18 protein-coding genes and 1 tRNA gene are annotated in these 15,554 nt (G+C 61.8%); 9 read left to right on the top strand and 10 right to left on the bottom strand.

Annotated features, from left to right (window positions below; genetic code table 11):
* The first annotated feature begins 49 nt into the window (after positions 1–49).
* Positions 50–934 carry a transporter substrate-binding domain-containing protein gene (locus BUS06_RS08760; protein ID WP_074265977.1) on the top strand — a complete coding sequence of 295 codons (885 nt, stop codon included), beginning with the start codon at positions 50–52 and terminating at the stop codon, positions 932–934.
* Positions 935–946: 12 nt separating this feature from the next.
* Here BUS06_RS08760 and BUS06_RS08755 read toward each other — a convergent pair whose 3' ends face one another.
* Positions 947–1,396 carry an NUDIX hydrolase gene (locus tag BUS06_RS08755; protein WP_074263916.1) on the bottom strand — a complete coding sequence of 150 codons (450 nt, stop codon included), beginning with the start codon at positions 1,394–1,396 and terminating at the stop codon, positions 947–949.
* 82 nt (positions 1,397–1,478) lie between these two features.
* Positions 1,479–1,868, bottom strand: coding sequence for an RT0821/Lpp0805 family surface protein (locus BUS06_RS08750; RefSeq protein ID WP_074263915.1), 390 nt, complete (start codon positions 1,866–1,868; stop codon positions 1,479–1,481).
* Between the two features lie 197 nt (positions 1,869–2,065).
* On the opposite strand from BUS06_RS08750, the gene BUS06_RS08745 reads away from it, so the two are divergent.
* Both BUS06_RS08745 and BUS06_RS08740 read left to right on the top strand, forming a co-directional pair.
* Entirely contained in the window at positions 2,066–2,296 is a 231-nt protein-coding gene (locus BUS06_RS08745; protein WP_074263914.1) for a hypothetical protein, read from the top strand.
* 146 nt (positions 2,297–2,442) lie between these two features.
* Positions 2,443–3,066, top strand: a complete 624-nt coding sequence (locus tag BUS06_RS08740) for a glutathione S-transferase family protein (RefSeq protein ID WP_074263913.1) — start codon at positions 2,443–2,445, stop codon at positions 3,064–3,066.
* A 31-nt stretch (positions 3,067–3,097) separates the two neighbouring features.
* Here BUS06_RS08740 and BUS06_RS08735 read toward each other — a convergent pair whose 3' ends face one another.
* Both BUS06_RS08735 and BUS06_RS08730 read right to left on the bottom strand, forming a co-directional pair.
* Positions 3,098–4,633: an MFS transporter gene (locus BUS06_RS08735; protein WP_074265976.1), complete on the bottom strand. Its 1,536-nt coding sequence runs from the start codon at positions 4,631–4,633 to the stop codon at positions 3,098–3,100.
* Between the two features lie 79 nt (positions 4,634–4,712).
* Positions 4,713–5,204 carry a MarR family winged helix-turn-helix transcriptional regulator gene (locus BUS06_RS08730; protein WP_217272800.1) on the bottom strand — a complete coding sequence of 164 codons (492 nt, stop codon included), beginning with the start codon at positions 5,202–5,204 and terminating at the stop codon, positions 4,713–4,715.
* Between the two features lie 206 nt (positions 5,205–5,410).
* Between BUS06_RS08730 and BUS06_RS08725 the strand changes: the two genes are divergently transcribed.
* Positions 5,411–7,351, top strand: coding sequence for an AI-2E family transporter (locus BUS06_RS08725; RefSeq protein WP_074263912.1), 1,941 nt, complete (start codon positions 5,411–5,413; stop codon positions 7,349–7,351).
* Positions 7,352–7,475: 124 nt separating this feature from the next.
* Positions 7,476–7,982, top strand: coding sequence for a YgjP-like metallopeptidase domain-containing protein (locus BUS06_RS08720; protein WP_074263911.1), 507 nt, complete (start codon positions 7,476–7,478; stop codon positions 7,980–7,982).
* A 67-nt stretch (positions 7,983–8,049) separates the two neighbouring features.
* Here BUS06_RS08720 and BUS06_RS08715 read toward each other — a convergent pair whose 3' ends face one another.
* The 5 genes from BUS06_RS08715 to BUS06_RS37795 all read right to left on the bottom strand — a co-directional run bounded on the left by BUS06_RS08715 (position 8,050) and on the right by BUS06_RS37795 (position 10,936).
* Complete coding sequence (locus BUS06_RS08715) at positions 8,050–8,901, bottom strand: helix-turn-helix domain-containing protein (RefSeq protein ID WP_074263910.1); 852 nt, start codon at positions 8,899–8,901, stop codon at positions 8,050–8,052.
* A 181-nt stretch (positions 8,902–9,082) separates the two neighbouring features.
* Positions 9,083–9,322: a hypothetical protein gene (locus BUS06_RS08710; protein WP_074263909.1), complete on the bottom strand. Its 240-nt coding sequence runs from the start codon at positions 9,320–9,322 to the stop codon at positions 9,083–9,085.
* A 137-nt stretch (positions 9,323–9,459) separates the two neighbouring features.
* A tRNA-Arg gene (locus tag BUS06_RS08705) sits at positions 9,460–9,534 on the bottom strand.
* Between the two features lie 142 nt (positions 9,535–9,676).
* Positions 9,677–10,507, bottom strand: a complete 831-nt coding sequence (locus tag BUS06_RS08700) for an undecaprenyl-diphosphate phosphatase (protein ID WP_074263908.1) — start codon at positions 10,505–10,507, stop codon at positions 9,677–9,679.
* 276 nt (positions 10,508–10,783) lie between these two features.
* Entirely contained in the window at positions 10,784–10,936 is a 153-nt protein-coding gene (locus BUS06_RS37795) for a hypothetical protein (RefSeq protein WP_167379357.1), read from the bottom strand.
* A 177-nt stretch (positions 10,937–11,113) separates the two neighbouring features.
* On the opposite strand from BUS06_RS37795, the gene BUS06_RS08695 reads away from it, so the two are divergent.
* From BUS06_RS08695 to BUS06_RS08685, 3 genes are all read left to right on the top strand, one after another.
* Entirely contained in the window at positions 11,114–12,034 is a 921-nt protein-coding gene (locus BUS06_RS08695; RefSeq protein ID WP_074263907.1) for an aldose epimerase family protein, read from the top strand.
* A 195-nt stretch (positions 12,035–12,229) separates the two neighbouring features.
* A complete protein-coding gene (locus BUS06_RS08690) occupies positions 12,230–12,955 on the top strand; it encodes a peptidoglycan DD-metalloendopeptidase family protein (RefSeq protein ID WP_074263906.1) in 726 nt (241 codons plus the stop codon).
* Between the two features lie 115 nt (positions 12,956–13,070).
* A complete protein-coding gene (locus BUS06_RS08685) occupies positions 13,071–13,406 on the top strand; it encodes a hypothetical protein (RefSeq protein ID WP_074263905.1) in 336 nt (111 codons plus the stop codon).
* Positions 13,407–14,174: 768 nt separating this feature from the next.
* On the opposite strand, the gene BUS06_RS08680 is transcribed toward BUS06_RS08685, so the two are convergent.
* Positions 14,175–14,885: a pentapeptide repeat-containing protein gene (locus BUS06_RS08680; protein ID WP_074263904.1), complete on the bottom strand. Its 711-nt coding sequence runs from the start codon at positions 14,883–14,885 to the stop codon at positions 14,175–14,177.
* 198 nt (positions 14,886–15,083) lie between these two features.
* On the opposite strand from BUS06_RS08680, the gene BUS06_RS08675 reads away from it, so the two are divergent.
* A complete protein-coding gene (locus BUS06_RS08675; RefSeq protein WP_074263903.1) occupies positions 15,084–15,392 on the top strand; it encodes a DUF2288 domain-containing protein in 309 nt (102 codons plus the stop codon).
* Positions 15,393–15,554: the final 162 nt, after the last annotated feature.

The raw sequence follows: 15,554 nt of genomic DNA, 5'->3' as shown, positions 1-15,554 counted from the left end.
CACCGCTCCGGGAGGAACGATGATGTTTGCAGCCTGCCATCCGTCCCACATGCGCGCCGCGCTGGTCGCGCTTGCTACGGCATGGCTCGCGTGCTCCGCGCAGGCACAGGAACTCACCGGTACGCTCAGGAAAGTTCACGACGACGGGGTCGTCCTGCTCGGCGTGCGCGAAGCCTCGATCCCCTTCTCCTATTTCGACGGCCAGACCACGGTGGGCTACTCGCAGAGCATCGCGATGGCGATCGTCGAGCAGATCAAGAAAACACTCGGCCTGCCCGATCTCAAGATACGCGAAGTTGCGGTGACCTCGTCGAATCGCATCCCGATGCTGCAAAACAGCCAGATCGACCTCGAATGCGGTTCGACCACGCACACGCATGAACGCGAGAGCGAAGCGGCCTTCTCCGACAGTTTCTTCCAGTACGCGGTGCGCATGCTCGTGAAGCGCAGCAGCGGCATCACCGATTTCCCGGATCTGGCCGGCAAACCGGTGGTAACGACCGCGGGGACGTCCGACGAACGGCTCGTGCGCGAGTTGAACGTCGAGAAGCATCTCAACATGCGCATCACCAGCGCGCGAGATCATTCGGACGCGTTTGTCGCGCTCAAACAGGATCGGGCCGTGGCCTTTGTGATGGACGAACCGATTGTGTACGGCTTCAAGGCGACTGACGCGCATCCTGACGACTTCCTGGTGACAGGTACGCCGCTCGGCTATGAGGTCTACGCGTGCATGTTCCGCAAAGGCGATGCGCCGATGCGGGAACTGGTCAACGGTGTGGTCGAACGGATGCAGACGTCGGGCGAGGCGGAGCATCTCTACAACGTGTGGTTCACACAGCCGATTCCGCCTCACGGGATCAATCTCAATTTTCCGATGTCGGCGGCGATGCGTGCCTTGTTCGCGCATCCGAACGATCGCGCGCTCGACTGAGCGCTCCTCGCATCACAGCGTGTGATGCAGTTCGGCCAGCGAAAGCGTGGTCTGAAACAGCCGCGTCAGGCTGCGGCTCGCATACCGTTCCACTTCGTCCGGCGCGACCCAGCGGTATGCATCCATTTCGGGAATCAGCTTGCCGTCCGAGCGGCGCGGAAACATCGACGTGCAAACGCAGCGCGTGAGGTCAAGCTCATCGTCATGAGCGCGCGCGGCGAACAGATGCAGATCCTTGTCACGCCGGTAGACGAAGAGGCCGAGATCCTTCAACCGCCCCGCGTCGATCACAAGGGCGGTCTCCTCGACCATCTCGCGCAGCGCCGTGACGTGCGGCGCCTCGCCCTCCTCGCCATGCCCTTTCGGGATATCCCAATGGGATGTTTCGGTGGCGTGTGCGAGCAGCACACGTCCATGCGGATCGAGCAGCACGATGCCGCACGAAACAATGCGCGCACTCATCCTGTGACGCCGCGGCGCAGTTGCGGCGCTCCGCCAAAATCGAGCGGCAACGCCGTCATGGCCGCGCTCCAGCCGTCACGCATCAAGGCTTCTTCTGGAGTTGCCATGCGCCGCTGCCGGCGCGGCAGAATTGCGGGCGCAGCGTCATCGACTGCCCTTTCGCGTTCAGCACGACGGCTACGTCGCGGCAGGTGCGGTCGCCGTCCTTGGCGGTGCTCTGCGGCGTGATGGTCGCGTCGATGTGTACGGAGTTGCCCGTGCCATCGTTGACCCACGTAGCGGCTTCGCCATCCTGCTTGCCATCGAGCGCGCTAAACACGGCCGCCTTCACCGAGTCGATGTCGCGCTGCTTCATGTAGCTGATCGGCGTATTGCCAAGGAAGCCGAGATTCGCTGCGTATGCGCCGACGGATGCCGCCAGCAGCAATCCGCCCAACGTGACGTGAAACAGGGCACGGGTTCGCATCGACATTGAGTGTTCTCCTCGAAAGATCCTTCTGGCGGTCACGAAGCGGTTCGTGATCTGGACCTGAAAAGGATAGCATGACGCTCATGTCCGAGTGGGGTCAGCGCGTGTTTTCAGACTCGTCCCATGGTTGCGTTCACGGCGAATTCCTAAGATTCAAGGCTTAGCGCAAATCTTTGCGCGCATCCTACTCTGCCGCTCCCATGGAACTCTCGTTCGCTCTCAAAGCTTTCTCCGTGATCTTGGTGCTCTTCTGCATCGCACTTATGCCGTTCTTCGTTCGGCGTGACCCCGCGCCGGTGCATAGCGTTGTCAGCGCCGAGGCACTGCCCCGGGCGCAATGGCCGGGCGTTATCACTCGCATGGGTGCGGTCACCTTGTTGGCGTCGTTTGTGTTGCTGATCGGCGGCTGTTATCTGCTGCTCAACGGTTGATCAACGATTGATCAACCGTTGATCCTCCGCCCTCTCTTCAGCTTCACGGCGCCCCAGATGTGCCGCCTGCATCCTCCCAAACTGTATCTGTCCTCTCCCGCTCCGCTCCCCTAGAATGTCGCAGCCCGCCACCATCTGGAGTGCGCATGCTGCAAATACTCGGGAAAGTCACGTCGATCAACGTCCGCAAGGTGCTTTGGACCTGTGCGGAGCTGCAACTGCCTTTTGAACAGGAAGACTGGGGAGACGGCTTCAGGTCCACCGAAACGGCCGAGTTTCAGGCGCTGAACCCCAATTCAATGGTGCCGGTCATCAAGGACGACGGCTTTGTGCTGTGGGAATCGAATACGATCATTCGCTACCTGGCCTCGCGCTATGGCGGCGCGCAACTCTATCCCGCTGAACCGCAAGCGCGGGCGCGCGTCGACCAATGGATCGACTGGCAAAGTGCCGAGCTAAACCGGGCATGGAGTTATGCCTTCCTGGCGCTGGTCAGAAAGTCGCCCGCGCATCAGGACGCAGAAGCGATCGAAGCGTCGTCGCAGAATTGGACGAGACATATCGGCATCGTGAACCGGCAGTTGGAAGCGACGGGAGCGTTCATCGCCGGGCGCGATTTTTCGCTCGCGGATATCCCGATTGGTCTCTCACTGAACCGCTGGTTCAGCACCCCGCTCGATCATCCGGATTTTCCTGCCGTGACCGACTATTTCGAGCGGCTGAGCGAGCGCCCCGGTTTCCTGACCTACTGCAAAAACGGTACGCCGTAGGCACGGCGAGCGAATTAATCCACTCCATCGATCAGTCCACCGACAACTCCAGCACCTGCTCCGTCGCAGCTTCGTGCGGCGCAGTTTCCTGCGCGCTCACAAGCCACCAGCACAACACCGCTGCGCCCAGCGCAACGAGACTGGCAGCCAGCAGCACGCCTTCGTAGCCGAAGCCCAAACTATGCTGTGCAACGGATGCCGCCCCGCCCTGCGCATGAATGAGCGCCGTGGCCGACGCGAGATTGCCGTCTGCAATCGCATGCGTGATCGCGAGCCGGTCGGATACAGCGACGTCAGGCAACGCTTCGCCGACGCTTGCGCCGATCCGCGCGAATAGAATGGCGCCCAGCGCCGCGAAGCCAACCACGATGCCGCTAAAGCGCATCGTCCCGGAGACGCCTGAGGCCATCCCCGCGCGCTCAACAGGAATGACGGTCATGCCCACTTTGGCGATCTGTCCGTTCAGAATACCCGCGCCCACAGACGCGATCAGCATGCTTTCGAAGATCGCCGGATAATGAAAGAGCGTGATTCTGAGTGCCGTGAGCAGGAGACCAACACCCACGCAAGCGAGGCCGATCACGAGCAGCGTACGTCCGGACAGGCGATGGTCCAGATACAGCGCAACCAGGCGCGGGACGACAAACAACGGCACAGCAAGCGGCAGCATCAATAGCCCGGCGATCAGCGGCGCGTAGCCGAGCGCGCTCTGAAAGAAAAACGGCAGATACGTGAGCATCGTCAGAAAAGCGACGGCATAGGAGACGCCCGCAATGTTCGCTCCGAGATACGTGCGGCGCGCAAGATACTTCAGATCGACCATGGGCCTGGTTTGCACCGACTCCACCACCAGAAAGGCAATCAGCATCGCGACGGCAACACCCAGTTCGACGAGGACCGGCCTGCTTAGCCATCCTGCACGATTGCCCGAGATCAGCGCCAGCGTAAGCAGCCCCAGAAATCCGCTAAACGTCAGAACACCAGCCGTGTCGACGCGCATGGCATGCGGGTCTTTCGACTCCGTCACCGCATACAGCGTCAACGCGATCATCGCGATGCCAACCGGCAGGTTCACGTAGAAGGCCCACTGCCAGCCAAAGTATTGCGTGATCAGGCCGCCCGCCACCGGGCCGAGCATGATGGCCACGCCAATCACCGAACCCCAGAATGCAAACGCGCTGGCGCGCTCCTTGCCCTGAAAACTATGCGACAGGATCGCCAGTGCGGCGCTCAACTGGAGCGCCGCGCCAACGCCCTGCAAGGCGCGGGCGTAGTTGAGCAGCGTCGTCGAATTCGCGGCACCGCAGATGCCGGAAGCCACCGTAAAAACGGTCAGCCCGATCACCAGCATCCGCTTACGACCGAAGCGATCGGCGAGCGCCCCGGCCGGCATGACCAGCGTGGCAAAAGCAAGGGTGTAGGCGCTGATCACCCACTCGATAGCCGTGAAATCCGCATGCAATGACCGTGCTATCGAAGACAGCGAGACCGCAACGATGTTGGAGTCCAGGTTGATCATGAACGACGGCACAGACACGCACAGCAAGACCAGCAACCTGTTTTGCATTTCGACCACCTGTGGGATGCATCGCGGTTTCTGCGGCTCGCCGTCTGAAGTTCAGCATCGGCGCAAAGCGCGCAACTGTTTACGAAATTGAATGGAACACGGTTGTCATGCGCTCCGAAAAATCCGGCGACGCGATCAGATCGAGGGTTGACCGGAGTTGCGCTGCACCGTCCTTGCCGAAGGCATCATCGAAGCTGAGCTGAACTTTCTTCCAGATTGCCCGCGCCTCTTCCAGTTTGATGCGGCCGTCTTTCGTCAGATGAACGCGGCGGCTGCGGCGGTCTAGTTCGTCTACCACCAGTTCCACCAGACCATCCCGGATCAACGGTTTTAGCGTGTGGCCCAGCGCCGACAGGTCCATCACGAGATGCTCGGCCAGCACACGCATGGTGGGCGTGCCGACGCGATCGATCTGCACCAGCAGCGAGTACTGCGTTGCGCGAAGGCCGCATGCCTCGAAGGCATCGTCGTAGATTTGCCCCATGCGCCGCGCCGCCCGGCGGATCGCCGCGTTGATGCAGACGCTCGGGCTCTTGTGACGCTGTTCAGACGTATGCGGATGAGGTTTCATGGCACGCTCAAATTACAGGTATATGCCAGCATTGTAACGCAAAAGCCCGAACTGGCCACGTCAAAGCACACTTGATGCGACAACGCACAAGGTGGCCCCATCACCTGAAGCTGCCCCTCGGGCGTGTGGATTGCTATGCTCCGCAGTTGTATCCTCAAATCCCTGAGGAAGCCGTTAAGCTTCCCGTCAACCCGAATGTCGCCAAAATGAAGATTTCGTTGCCGCCCCCCGGACGGCCAAACCGCGTGTACCCGCCGGGCTCGCCCAGCCTGCACGGCCTCGCCTCGGTGATTACCGGTGTTGTGGTGGTATGCGGGCTGTATTTCGGCCGCGCAGTTCTGATTCCGATCACGCTCTCAGTGCTGCTCAGCTTTCTGCTGGCCCCGCTGGTGGCGTCGCTGCGGCGTCTGCACATGGGTCAGTTGCCGTCGATCTTCATCGCGGTGTTCTTCGCGCTGGCCATCGTGCTCGGTGCGGGTGCGCTGATCACATCGCAGATCGTCCAGTTGGCGGCTGATCTGCCGCAATATCAGGTGGCCATCGAGCAAAAGATCGAGACGGTGCAGGAGAAGACCGTCGGCCGCGCCGATGTCCTGCTCGGCCGGGCTGCGCTGACGCTGCAACGGGTCGCGCCGTCGCGTCCCGCGGCACCGCGTGGTTATGGCAAAGCCAGCCGCAACGCGCCTCAGGCACCCATGCCCGTCGAGGTTCACGAGCCCGCGCTCACGCCGATGCAACTGGCCCAACGGGCGTTTTCGCCAGCTATCGCGCCACTCGAGACCACCTTCATCGTGCTGGTGGTCACCATCTTTATCCTGCTGCAGCGCGAGGATCTGCGCGACCGTCTGATCAGCCTGTTCGGCTCGCGCGACCTGCACCGCACCACCACCGCGATCAACGACGCGGCGAGCCGCCTGAGCCGCTACTTCGTTGCGCAACTGGGCCTGAATCTCAGCGTAGGGGGCGTGCTCGCCGTCGGTCTCGCGGGCATCGGTGTGCCGGGTGCGCTGCTGTTCGGAGTCGTCGCCGCGCTGCTGCGCTTCGTGCCGTATATCGGCATCTGGATTGCCGCGTTGCTGGCGGTGTGTCTTGCTGCAGCCATTCAGCCGCAGTGGACCATGGCCGTGTGGACCCTGGTGCTGTTCGTGGTGGTCGATCTGGTGGCCGGTCAGGTGGCGGAGCCGTATCTGTATGGACGACGCTCCGGCCTCTCGCCGCTCGCAGTCGTAGTGGCCGCGATCTTCTGGAGCTGGCTGTGGGGGCCCGTGGGTCTCGTGCTATCGACGCCGCTCACGTTGTGCCTCGTCACGCTGGGGCGCTATGCGGACCGGCTCAACTTCCTGACGATCCTGCTCGGCGACCAGCCGGCCCTGACTCCGGCGCAGACTTTCTATCAACGGCTGCTGGCGGACGATCCGCACGAGGCCATTGTGCAGGCAGACCGGTTGCTCGGTGAGATGTCGGTAGTCGATTACTACGATCAGGTCGCGCTCGAAGGGCTGAGACTTGCACGCAACGATGCGCTACGCGGCGTGCTGACGGCGGAGCAACTGGTGCGCTTTAACGAAGCGGTGGTCGACATCATCGAGAACCTCGAAACGGTCGAAGGTCTGCCAGACGGGATCCCGGCGCCTGACGTCGCCGATGACGCCGCGCATGCTCACGGCCGCACCGAACCGCACTATGGCGGCGGTCCGGAAGGCGCGGACGCGCTGGGTACTGTGGACGACGCCGTGGTGCTGTGCATCTCGGGACGCGGCGCGTTCGACGAAGTGGCCGCGGCAATTGCCGTGCAACTGCTGGGACGGCAAAACATCACCACGATCGCCACGACCTATGAGCAATTCCGCGGGGCGCGCGGCGAAGTGCGAAGCCCGCAGGAAGGTGACGCTGCGACCATCATCTGCATCGTTTCGCTCGACGCGGCCGAGTCGCCGCCGTATTTGCGCAACCTGCTGCGCCGTATACGCAATCAACCCGTGCCGGCTACGGTGATTGTCGGTCTCGGCGGGTTATCGGAGAACGATCCGGATACCACTGCAGCCGCCAACGCGCGCAATGCGAACACGTTCCGCGATCTGATCGAGGAATGCCGGGCGGCGGCGCTGGCGACGGGTCGTCAGGAACACGCTCAGGGGGCCGCCTAAGGTGTGTGCTTGCGGCCATGAACAATGAACGACGACCGGCTGGCGGAAACGGAGGCCAAACCGCGCGCGAGCGGGCCATCGGTACAATACGGCCCATGCCTCCATCCGACCTGCTCGCCTCGTCATGCAGCATCTGAAATACCTGAGCGCCTACCCGGCCGCACTACAGGACAAGGTTCGCCGGTTGATCGCGGAAGAGAAACTGGCCGCCTACCTCGCCGACAAATATCCAAGCAGGCATCCGGTGCAAACCGACCGCGCGCTCTACGAGTACGTCGCGGAACTCAAGCGTGAATTCGTGCGCAACGGGCCGCCGATCGACAAGGTCCTCTACGACAGCAAGCTCGATGTTCTGCGACACGCTTTGGGACTGCACACAACCATCTCACGGGTTCAAGGCGGCAAGCTCAAAGCAAAGAAAGAGATCCGCATTGCGTCGCTCTTCAAGGATGGCGCGCCCGAGTTCCTGCAGATGATCGTCGTGCACGAACTTGCGCATCTGAAGGAAAGCGACCACAACAAGGCGTTTTACCGGCTTTGCGAGTTCATGCAGCCGGGCTATCACCAGACCGAGTTTGACCTGCGCCTTTATCTGACGCATCGCGATATCGTCCGCGAGCGATCCACCTGAGCTTCGTTCTACGAACCTTTTCGCGCAACCACGCCCGGTTCCAATGAGTCCTCGTCGACCGTGCCTTTCAGTACGCTGACGCGTGGCCAACCAGTTGAGCGTGCGACTGCTCGGTCGCCTCATCGGCGGGAAACATGCTTTCGATACGCAACTCCTGCATGGCGACGCTCTGCGGCGTCCCAACCGTGGTGATCATCGAGAAGTAATTGAGCGGCTTACCGTCCTTCAGAAAACTGAGCGGTATCACCGGCATCGCAGGATTGACGGGAACCGCGCTGAGCGCCACAGGCGATTTCCAGTCGGACTTCGTCCCTGGATAGGCCATTAGCGTAGCGAGAAGCGCCTGGGTTTGTTCATCGATCACGCGTCCTACGGACTCCCGGTAAACGCGCTGGATCAGACTCTTTGCCACGTCCTCCCATTTGTCGATAAATGGCCGCATGCCGTCCGGATCGAACATCAGATGCAGAAGGTTGCGCGGTTCCTTGCGTGCGGACATGTCGATGAAGCAGTTGAAAAAGCGCGGCGCGAAATCATTGGTCATCACCACATTCCAGTAGCGGTCCATCACGACCGCCGGATACGGTTCGTGCTGGCGCAACATGCGTTGAATCGCATTCTTCACGCTCTGCGTTTCGAGTGCGTTCAGCGGATCGTCCGGATATACCGGCGCGTAGCCTGCGGCCAGCAGCAACGTATTGCGCTCGCGCAGCGGAACGTCCAGCGCCTGTGCGATATTCATCAGCATCTGCCGGCTGGGGACGCTGCGCCCGACTTCGATGAAGCTGATGTGACGTTGCGACACGCCCGAGTCGAGCGACAGATCCAGTTGGCTTTTGTCGCGCACGGCGCGCCATCGGCGCAAGAGCGCACCCAGTTCGGTTCCGGGCGGTCCTGAATGGACGTCTGTGGAGTTCATGTGGCACACCGTCGCGTAGATGTCGAACGGTCTACTATGACAGCCGGCATCGCCGACAACAAGGCGTCGAGCGTCACGACTCCGTACGCAGTGGCAACATCAAAGCCCTTCTCTGCGCCGTCCGTCCACGCGCTGCGCCAGCGGGTGAAATGACCCCGCCGGCGCACGCCGCGCAAACCAACTAATGCAGGTTGCAGAATGCGCCGGTCTGGACGTCGATCCATAGCATCTGTCCATCCGTCTTGTGGCTGTACACCAATGCGCGAGATTCGCGCTGGCTGCGCAAAAACCCCAGCACCGCATGAAGCGTGTGCTTGCCGCGGTAACGCAAAGAGCGTGTGGTGTCCCCGCTGCCGATGACAATCACGATCGGGTTGATACGCACCTTTTGTGCGATCAGATCAGGCGTTGCTGCAGACATATGAGCCTCCGTGTGTGGGGTGACACACGGGATAACGTCGACAGCGCCGCGAGCTTGAGCCTGGGGAAGGGGCGGTAAGGCAAAGGGCTTTGAGAGGCGTGTGAAGCGCGCTGCTTTGGCGACGCTTGTTGCCTGGGTGGCCCCCCCACGAGGAATCGAACCTCGATTTCAGGTTTAGAAGACCCGTGTTCTATCCGTTGAACTATGGGGAGGCAAAACTGAAATTTTAACCGCGCGGCGAGCACCACCGGCACGCAGGGGGCGGATTATAACCGATGCTGCCGCGCAACCCACCGCTGCTGCTGCGGCAAGCATCCGTTCAGTCCCAGCATAGTCGCCAGATCGACTGCGCACTCAAACCGGCTGCGTATGCAGCATGAACCAGCCCAGACAGACGATGCCCGCAATCACGCAGTACACGCCGAAGCTCGCCAAACGCCCGCGTCCTTCGAAATAACGCATCAGGAAGCGCACGCTCAGATACGCGGCAATCGCGGTCAGCACGCCACCGAGCAGCGCATCGCCAAGCTGGCCAGGCGCACGAAACAACTTTGGCAGTTCGAGCACGCCGGCGGCAAAAATGATCGGCGTGCCAAGCAGGAACGAAAATTCCGCCGCCTTCTCCGCCGTCAGACCAGCGGCGTTGCCGGCAATCATCGTCAGACCGCTGCGCGAAAACCCCGGGATCAGCGCGCCGATCTGCGCCAGCCCAACGAAGAACGCCTGGCGGAATGTCAGCTTCTCCGGCGCCTGATGCGCGCGAGCACGTTGCAGACGGTCGCCGAACCACAACAGCCCGCCGTTGACGATCAGCGCGATCGCCACGATGCGCAAGTCGTGGAACAGCAGCTCGAGGCGCTTTTCCAGCACCAGCCCGACGATGCCCGCCGGAATCGTGCCGATGATCAGCGCCCACATCATGTGGCCGTCATCGTTGCGGCGGCCGCCGAGCGACGCGAAAAAGCCGCTGACCAGCGCGACCCAGCGCTTGCGGAAGTACCACAGCAACGCGAGCGCAGTGCCAAGGTGCAGCGCAACGAGGAACGGCAGCAACTGCGGCGCATGCTCGTCAATATGCATGCCGAACAGCGCGGGCACGAGCAGGGTGTGACCGAGGCTGCTGACGGGGAAGAGTTCTGTGACGCCCTGCAGCACGCTCAGAAAAATCAGAAACGACAAGCTCACGCGGCGGTCCTTTTAGTGAGTGAAGAATCAAGGAGCAGCACGCCGGCCTGGTGGAACCGACGCCTGGAAGCGCACCGATTATGCCTGGCCGCTATGTCAGCGCCAAGCGTTTGAGCGACGTTAGGGGAAATTTTGATGCATTGCGTCACAACTCGAAACGGTTGTTACGCCTCTGCAAGCCATCTGGCGCGCATGTGCTGCGAACCTGGGCAAGATGACCAACGGGATTGATCCGCGTCGCAGCGGGCGGCGCGGCAGCAAGCGGGACGCGAACGTTCAGCGATCGAGCTTGTAGAAGAAGTAGACTGTGCTGGCGGCAAACATGCCGAACAGGGCCACGCCCATTGCCATTGCGAGATCCATGAGGCCTCCGGAAGTCGTGCGGCCCGAAAGGTTAAATGACCGGGCAGTGGGACGGATTATCGTCAAGCTTACCGGTCGTGCGAACCCGTAATTGCCCGGGAAGGGTTTCCCCGTAGGCCAAACGGGCGCAAAATCGGCTCCGGACCGCGTGCCGCAGTTCGAGCCAGTCGATCGGCGCAGGTGATCATCGCAGCCAACCTTGCAGTCATTCGTATTAACCGCTCCTAACCAGAACCGTTCACCATGGCCCAATTCCAGCATCAGGACATCCTAGAGATCGCCGATGGCGCCTCGCTGCTTCGTATCGCCCCGCAAGCCGGCGGACGGCTGCTGTCGTGGCACATTGACGGCCAGCAGGTGATCCATTGGCCCGACGTGGCCGACTGGAGCCAGCCTGCGAAAATCCGCGGCGGCAATCCTTTGCTGTTTCCGTTTCTCGGACGCCATCGCGTCGACGGCCAGATTGGCCGCTGGCGCGACGCCGAAGGGACGGTGCGCGATCTGCCGATGCACGGCTTCGCGCGCGATCTGCCGTTCACCGTAAGCGTCGAACCGGCCTCGGCGACGCACAGCACGACGGTGCGCATGACGCTGGCCGACAGCGACGCCACCCGCGCCGGCTATCCGTTCGGCTTCCGCTTCGAGGCCGCCTACCGGCTCGCGGACGACCACACACTCGACGTCGAACTCACCACCGTCAATACCGGCGCTACACCGCTGCCCTACTACGCCGGCCATCACTTCTACTTCTCGCTGCCGCACACGCAACGCAGCGAGACGGTGCTCGAGCTGCCGCATACCCGGCGTTGCTATCAGCAGCCAGACGGCTCGATCAGCGCGCCTGAACCGGGCGAACCGAGCTACACGCTCGACGAGACGCTTATCCTCGACCGCTTCCATTGCCTCGATGGCCTGCCTCAGCGACCCGTGAGAGTTGTCGCGCCAGGCCTGAACCGCACGATCACGATCGACCTGCAACGACCCGGCTCCGTGCCCTGGTATGCCGTCACGACCTGGACGGAAGCCGCGGAGTCGGACTTCTATTGCATCGAGCCGTGGCTCGGCCTGCCCGACGCGATCCACAACGGCCTGGGCCTGCGCTGGCTCGAACCGGGCCAGACGGAAACGGCCGCGTTGCGCATCACGGTTGGCGCCCTGCGCTGAATCGCCATACATCTGCCGGCGGCTAGCGAGCAATGCAGGCCGCCGGGCGGTGCCTGGACGCCGCGCCACGCCGTGCCGCTCATGCAGCGCCATCCCAATTCGCGTGCTGCGGTGCAAAACCGTTAGAATCGGTCGTTTTTTTGCCCATCTGTCGCGCAATAGGGATCGGCGCGCGGCAGCGCTTTGCGAGGTCCAATGTTGGGAACAAGAAAAATTAAACGGCTCGCTTGCGTGTCGTTACTTGCAGTGCTCGTCGCGTGCGGGTCTGCGCCAGTCGGTCCGGGGTTCTATCGTGTCGAACGCGGCGATACTTTGCTGAAGATCGCCCGCAGTAACCGGGTATCGGTCCAGAGCATCGCGCGCTGGAACAATCTGTCGAATCCGGACAGCATCGAGGTCGGTCAGGTGCTACGCGTGGTGCCGCCCGGCAATTCGGCGCCGATCACCTCCGCGACGGCAAGCAGCGGCTCGTACAGCGGTCGTGGCAGTGCAGCGGCACCAGCAGCACCGCGCAGCGCGCCCAGCGACGTGTCGCCCGCCCCCGCGCCGGCCTCATCGATCTCGCTCGTGTGGCCGACCAACGGCACGGTGGTACGTCGCTTCGACGGCTCGAACTCGAAGGGCATCGATATCGCCGGCAGCGCAGGCACGCCAGTCGTCGCGGCGGCCGCCGGGACCGTGGTGTACGCCGGCAATGGCCTGCGCGGCTACGGCAACCTGCTGATACTCAAGCACAATGCAGATTATCTGACCGCCTACGCGCACAACCGCGTGCTGCTCGTGAAGGAAGGTCAGAGTGTGACCCAGGGCGAGAAAATCGCAGAAATGGGCGACAGCGACACGGATCGCGCCATGCTTCATTTCGAGTTGCGCTATCAGGGCCGCTCGATCGACCCCTCGCGTGCGCTTCCGGCACGTTAATTGCGTCTATAGGCGGTCCGCACGGCACTCCGGTACCGTGCGATGTCCCCTCCGACACCCGACGATGCGGCGGCAAGCCACCGCATCGGTCACCACACTCCATGAGGAGCCTCCGATGAAATCTGGATGGACCCCATCCGCAACGGCCCTCGCCGCCGTGGCTGCAAGCGTTGCTGCGCTGACGCTCGCGAGCCTTGGCGGCTGCGCCAGCTCCACCAAAATGACCTACCTCCCGAGCGGAGACACAGGCTTTGCCATCAACTGCAGCGGCAGCGACGCGAGCGAGAGCTGGGCCGAATGTTACAAACGCGCAGGCGAAGTATGCGGTTCATATGGCTACGACGTGATCTCGAAGGATGTCGACAACGGTGCCACCTCGGGTGGCTCGATCGGCGGCATCCTCGGTGCAAACGTCAAGAACCGCTCCATGGTGGTTCGCTGCAAGCAGTAAGCGCGAATGAGACCCGCAAGCGGCGCTGCACGACACGGCGCCGCCCCCGCTCCGCGACAATTCGTGCTCCGGTCATGACTTTAAGACCGGCTTAAAGCGGTGTGAGCACGCTCATATCCGTTAACCGAGAGTTCTCATTTGGCGTGAATTGAACCGCTATAAATATCATCGAATGCAATTCATCTGATCCCCTGACGAAAAAAAGCCCGGCTCGAGGCCGGGCTAACGGGGGTTCGGCGCATATCGGTAAAGGACCGGTTCACCATGCGCCAAAACCGAATCTATCAACGGCGGCAGGGGCATGCAATCGATTAATTTCGCAAAAAATGTGCTTCGCCGCACGGAATACGCATTCCGTGAACGAAAATTAATGAGATAGTTCGAATAACGCGATTCAAATGAAACGGAATGACGGGCTTATGAGGATCACTACCAAACCTGCCCGTACAACATGAAGTCCTTACTGGCATTGCGTTCTGGAGCAACGCCGCACTGCACGATTGAGCCACGTTCCGATTTAACTGTCAAATCCTGAAAGCATTTTTCCGGTGATTACTAGCGCCGATTTCCCTTGCCCGCCTTCGGTCGTCTTTGGTGCGAAGGCGCACGTTCCAGTTGTATTTAATCGCGGGTCGCGGCCATTCGCATAATGCGACTTTTCAGTTATTCTGGATTAATTCGCATCTCGCGGAGCATTTTAGCCATTTTTTATCGGTTAAATCCGACGAGATAAAGCACTCGCTAGCCGTCATCCGCTAACCCGGCGCATCACAAGACGCGCAGCCCCAGTTCAGTCACCAGCACAGCGGCCTGCTGGTGGGAAATCGTCGCGCCGCGAAACAGTCCCGCGTCCACGAGACGTACGCCGCTCAGATCGGCGAGGCGCAGGTCTGCGCCATCGAAACGAGCACCTTTGAGGTTCGCGTCCCTGAGGCTGCCGCCTTCGAACCGCGCCTCCCGGAAGTCGGCGCCAGCGAGGTCGGCATCGGAGAAATCGAGTTCTTGCAGCGTGGCTTTGCGAAATGACAGGCCACGCAGATGCGCGCCGACCAGCAGCGTCTCGACGAACGTCAGGCCTAGCGCGGTGCAGGCCTCGAAGTTCGCGCCTGTGAGTTTGCATCCGGTGTAGTTGACTGACGCGAGCTTGGCGCGGCGCCAGCTCGTATTGTTGAGATCGCTCGACTGAAACACGGCGTCGACGAGGTCCGCCGAGGCGAAATCCGCCTGCCGCCCACGGCAACGCAACCAGCGGCTTTGCGTCAGTGCGGCGCCGAAAAACGAAGCCTCGACGATGGTGCAGCGATGAAATTCGGCGCTACGCAAATCGAGCCGCGACAGATCCGCGCCCTCGAAGTCGCAGTCTTCGAACCGAATCGGACCATGAGTGGCGGCGAGCAATCGCTGCACGTCTTCACGTGCGAGCGTGGCATCGGCGACGATGTGAACGCCCGCGGCAGGCGTCGTAGAATTGAGCGACATGAAAAAGTTGTTCCGTTCGACCGGCGCGTGCTGGACCCAAAAACCTTGTGAGCCACTTAAGTTAGAGCGAAAAGGCCCAACGCCGATTCGCCGAAAACGGCAAGCGTACCCGAACGCGCCTTCGCTGTGGAGGGCGCTCGCTGATGGTTTATAGTAGCGGCCGCCTGTCAACCACCGCTTTTAACACCGCCTGATCCGATGACATCGAACGACGCCGCCCACAGTCCGCTTTACCTCTCGCTGCTCGCGGAAACCGCGAAAATCGGCTGGCCTGAGCTCGAGCGCTTCTTTGCGCGCGGCATCCTGCTGCACGTCGCGCGGGACCTCGATCTGGTCAGCGTCGCCGAGGCGATTGCCAGCGACGATACGGCCCAGGTAACGCAGTGGTTGTCAGCGGGCCTCGTCGAGCGCATGCCGGGCGAAACCGCTGCCGATTTCGCCGCGCGCGATCCAGACCTTTGGGCCGTGGTGGTCTCGCCGTGGGTTTGCGTGCAGGAACGCGGTTGAATCAAGTCTGGGGATATCTACGGAGTGGTAGCGGATTCTCTGCCAGCCGCTCGCGCATTCCAGTTACCGCTTGAAACAAGCGCATACATATCAGGCGCACCCGGCACCCTAGAATGGTACGCAGCCCGCGCTCTCCGCGCGAACAGTCTGCGCGGGTCAGAA

Origin of the sequence: Paraburkholderia phenazinium, assembly GCF_900141745.1 — a bacterium.
Classification (GTDB): Bacteria; Pseudomonadota; Gammaproteobacteria; order Burkholderiales; family Burkholderiaceae; genus Paraburkholderia; species Paraburkholderia phenazinium_B.
The sequence above is the reverse complement of the archived record's forward strand: the minus strand, read 5'-3'. Positions and strand labels throughout refer to the sequence as shown.